This is a genomic window from Acinetobacter sp. 102 (genome assembly GCF_037028485.1).
Taxonomy (GTDB): Bacteria; Pseudomonadota; Gammaproteobacteria; order Pseudomonadales; family Moraxellaceae; genus Acinetobacter; species Acinetobacter higginsii.
Window position 1 is genome coordinate 1 of sequence record NZ_JAZEZK010000042.1, and the last position, 4195, is coordinate 4195.

At 32.0% G+C, this 4195-nt stretch carries 3 protein-coding genes; all 3 read right to left on the reverse strand.

What is annotated here, in order from left to right; translation table 11 throughout:
* A partial coding sequence (locus tag WA352_RS21505) for a helix-turn-helix domain-containing protein (protein WP_336143876.1) occupies window positions 1-1079 on the reverse strand: 1079 nt, incomplete at its 3' end.
* Between the two features lie 382 nt (window positions 1080-1461).
* Window positions 1462-2463 (reverse strand): PIN domain-containing protein, encoded by a 1002-nt coding sequence (locus tag WA352_RS21510; RefSeq protein ID WP_005314762.1) that lies wholly within the window; start codon window positions 2461-2463, stop codon window positions 1462-1464.
* Between the two features lie 102 nt (window positions 2464-2565).
* On the reverse strand, window positions 2566-4195 hold a 1630-nt coding region (locus WA352_RS21515), incomplete at its 5' end, for a hypothetical protein (RefSeq protein ID WP_336143877.1).

The window sequence follows — 4195 nt, forward strand, 5'->3', positions numbered from 1 at the left end:
AAAACCATTTCAATAGTCTCCATTGAATCTAGGTCAAAATAATATAGTTTTTTAAAGTCATCTTCATATAAGTCAAATAATTGAGATAGCTCACTAATGACAGATGTTGATGTTTTTTTCGCATCTATTGCATAGTCAAAGAGCATTGAAGCTACTCTATATGTCGCTTCTCGATCCAATTCATTTGGTTCAACTTTACGATAACCACGCATAGCCATTTGCCGCCATAAATTGGCACTTTGACTTGAAGTTATAGTTCCTAACTCTGACGCCCTATAGATTAAGGCCGCCATTGAGGTTTTCCATTCCTTTTTAAGTCTTAGATAATGAGCTAAATTGGTTGAACCTAATTGATCAATAATTTTTTCTTCTGGCATTAAGAATTCGGCAGCAAAGTCATTTGCTTCTTTTTCCATGAATTCAGATGGTTCTTCATGGAGGACCAAATGCCCAAGTTCATGTGCTAATGTGAAGCGTATTCTGTCATTTGGCTGATTTGCATTTAGAAATACGCATGGAGACACACCATGCATTTTTAAGGATACACCATCAACATTGTTATCTTTAAAGTCGCATAAAAAGACTAAAACCCCTGCATCTTCCACAGTGGCAGTTAGGTTTTCAAGAGGTTCACTTCCTAACGCCCACAATGATCTAAGCTTTTTAGCCGCTTCTTGAGGAGTGTTTACATCTAGGCCAATTTTAAAAGTTGGTAAGGAGTTTTTTCTTTTTGGCACATTTGTGAACAATTCTAATGTTTGTACATGGCCCATTTTTAACATCATTTCAGCATTCATACGGCTCAATGCTTTAGCTGTGGTAGAGCTTTTTTTTCTGTATGCATGCAAACTAATCGGCAGTGCATTTAGCTTTTCAATATGTTCAAAAAATCGTATAGGGAAATGTAGGGCATTAGATAGATTTTGGATAACTTCATCGGAGGGTTTTAAGTCCCCACTTTCAATTTTAGATAATGAAGCCTGAGTAATAGACTGTCCCATTCCAGCAATTAGTTCAGTTTGACTAAGGCCACGAAAGTTTCGTGCAATACTAAGCATATCAGGATTGAAATGAGTCATATTCACCTCCAAGATCATTGACTTACAGATCAAGTTAAATGAATAATAACTGAACAGTAAAGAGTATGCAAATTTTTCTACAAATTATTCCTAAAATGTTTCTATTTTTAATAACAACTATATATAGTGGTAGTTGTTTGAATTTTAATACCATATATTGTATTTTATTGTTTTGCAATCTTAAGAAGATAAATTGAAATGGCTCTACTTGATTTAGTGGTTTTGAGAACTATACGATTAGATAATTAAATCTGTAGTACGGTTGGTTTGAGAAAGGGGAATATCCTGTTCTAACTATCTTTATTCATATTTCTTAGTAAATCATCATATTTAAGGTATTGAAAAATATAATATTTAATTAAAAATGATATCAATTGTTATCTTAGGTATCTAACATATCCCATTCGTCACCTAATACCCAACGTAGAGCTGACAATTTACCGTTAATCATACCCCATTCAAAGTCATTCCAAGGGCCAACATCTTCATATGTCTCTTTAACTTGTTTGGCAGATTTGATTGCACCTTCAAGAATATCTTCATGAATAAAATGATTACCATAGTGTTTCGTACCTTTAGGAACAATTTCTATCTCACCTTCATTTATCTTCCAGATTAGATTTTGATGACGGTTATACCAAATTTTATCTACTAGCTCGTCTAATACATCGAGAATTTCTCTTAAACCACGAGTTTCTTCTGTAAAGTCATGTTCAAACTCTATTTCAGCTAAGTAATTATTATCAATCAGGTTGATTGCGGATGCTAAGTTATTAAAATAACAAGTATTACCATTGAAAATATTTTCAAAATCAGTATGAGGCTTTCGATGGTCTTTGGCAGAAAAGTCGTTATGATTATGTGTTATGAAAAAACAACTATCTGCCGTATTGACACTTAATGAAAATTCATAAAATTGCTCAATAATTACAGCATCAGCTACAGAGTTTTTACTGATATGGAATGGAGCTTTTTTATCTAAGCCTCGTTGAATGGCTGCAATCTTTGAGCGCTCGCTAATACTTATTTTTTCCGCTGATTCAATTAGTTTCTCAACTCTGTTAATGGTTGCATAGTTAGCATCAGTCAAAAGAGGAAGTCTTGCATTTATATCGTTTAGTACTTCAATGGTTTGAGCTTTATTTTTTTTTGCAAACTCACTTACAACTGTTTTGACTTGTTTAAATTCTTGAGATAATCGTTTTGCTGTTTTGTTTGCGACCTCTTCTTTGTTTCTTTCATATTCTTGAGCTACTAAGTCAATTACGACTAACTTCGCTACTTTAGTACGAACAAGATCTTCCAATGCAGAAACTAGTGGTAATTCTTGTTTCTTAGTAGAAATATCTAAAAAAACACACGTATCAAGAAATATATAAAACATACTGCCTCATTGATTATTAAAAAAGTTAAATTTATTGACCCTCGTTAATGTGCTTATAGGTAATGAAAATACTTTCTATAAATACATCTAAAGTAACATTTTCTATAGAGGTAATATATATTGATTTATTTTGCGTTCTAAGCGTTCAATTTCTATCTTGCACTTTTGGTAATAAGAATCGTTAGGGATATTATTCTTAGCAATATTTAATGATATGGTTGCGTGCTCTATATCTCCATCTGCAAAATAAGCATATGTTTTTTGTAACTCACATAGGTGCATAGATTTCCCGAGTTTATGAGCTAAATCTAAGCATGTTATAGATTCTTTGGTTTTATTTTTAATTCTGGCTAATATTTTACCTTTAGTAAATTGGAGTTCTGAGTGATTAGGGTCAATATTAGTAGCTTTATTGATTTTTTCTAAAGCTTGTGGAAAATCTTTATAAATAAATAGAGTATTTGAATACTTCTCTAATAACCAAATATTTGTTGGATCCTCATCTATCGCTAATTCATAGTATGCAATTGCTTGATCTTTATTACCCTCATTAAAGAATTTTCTAGCTGCCCGTGCAAACCTACTTAAATAAGCTTTTTGATCATTATCTGATATTTCTACTTCAATATGTTTTAAAAACTCTATATATCTTTTTTGGATTGATTCTAGATCTTTTTGAAGAGGATGTGTTTGATCATCAAAATTTACAGTTCTATCTTTACAAAATTTCATAAAATCATTGTTGAAAGTAATTTGAAGTTGGCCATCAATACTACTAAGTTGACAAATCCCTTTACTACCTTCTAATGTGCTCTGAGCTAAAGAAAAAGTTAAATTAGCTTTATCAGAAGCTAATTGCATAAAATATTGATCATGATCAGGACCAAAATAGGTTAAGAGAAGTAAAAAGCGCTTTTCTTTTTCATTAAATCTTTCCCAAACATCAGAAAACAAGAACATCCCTAAGTCTTTTTCCTGTAATCTTTTCACTTTATCTAATGCGCTATTAAGTGAGCTTTGTAGTTCATTTGCAAATTGAATGAAAACATTCAAAATCAATGGTTTATTGTTGAGTTCTCTAGTGATTTTTTTTAAAGTAGGTATGCCAGCCTTCTTTATTGCATCAATATTTAATATATCTCCTCTTTTTTGAATATATTCTATACCTTCTTCATCGGACCATTTAGTTGTTTCAATTGGTCTTGCTTCAAGTCTTTCTGTACGACGAGAAGTAAGAATTACTCTTCCAGCATAACGGGAAAGTAAGTGTATTTGCTTACCTAGATTAATAATATCATCATCATTTTCAGCCATAGTTTCTGTATTATCTAAAATAATGAGATGCTCATTTTTTTTAATCTTCTCTTTTTCAAGTAAGCCTTTTAATTTTTGAATAATAGTTTCTGCATCTTTTTGATACCAACTATTGTCAAGTTTGACTTCTAATAGTTGTGCTATATGTAAAGCGACATCTGCAACGCCTAGATTGTTGTTCGTAAGTGATTCTAAACCATGTATTCCCCAACGAGTCTTTTTTGCTGTGTAAAAAGTAATAACACTGGGTTTCCATTCGACCTCAATAGAACCTTCAAGGACACGATGCATAAATTCTAAAATGAGAGTTGTTTTTCCAATGCCACCATCACCATATACAAGACATCGTTTTGAGTCTTCTGGATCATTAAACCAGTCAATAAGCTCAGTGATTTCTTTTTTTCGTCCTGTAAAGTCA